1 protein-coding gene is annotated in these 375 nt (G+C 65.3%); it reads left to right on the top strand.

Annotation, left to right across the window (positions count from 1 at the left end):
* On the top strand, positions 1-375 hold a 375-nt coding region (locus L858_RS20840; protein ID WP_022684661.1), incomplete at both ends, for a Tn3 family transposase.

Here is a 375-nt window from a genome sequence, read left to right as displayed (position 1 = left end):
GGCCTTCTACCTGGGCGGGCCGGGCGAAGCCGGCGGAGCGGTCAACGCCCATTATGGTCGCGACCCAGTGGTCAAGATCTACACCACCATCACCGACCGCTACGCGCCGCTGCACCAGACGGTGATCGCCGGCACGGCAGGAGAAGCCATCCATGCGCTCGATGGGCTCCTCGGCCATGACAGCAACGCCGATCTGACCGCGCTGCACGTCGATGGAGGCGGCGTTTCCGACATCGTGTTCGCAACGATGCATCTCCTCGGGCTCGATTTCGAGCCGCGCATTCCTCGCCTGTCCGACCGGCGCCTCTACGCTTTCGAACCCTCGAAGCGCTATGGCAGGCTTGCGCCACTGTTCGGTCACAGGCTCAACCGGGA

The organism is Sphingobium bisphenolivorans (genome assembly GCF_000412635.1).
Taxonomy (GTDB): domain Bacteria; phylum Pseudomonadota; class Alphaproteobacteria; order Sphingomonadales; family Sphingomonadaceae; genus Sphingobium; species Sphingobium bisphenolivorans.
This window is presented reverse-complemented; position numbering and strand designations above follow the sequence as displayed.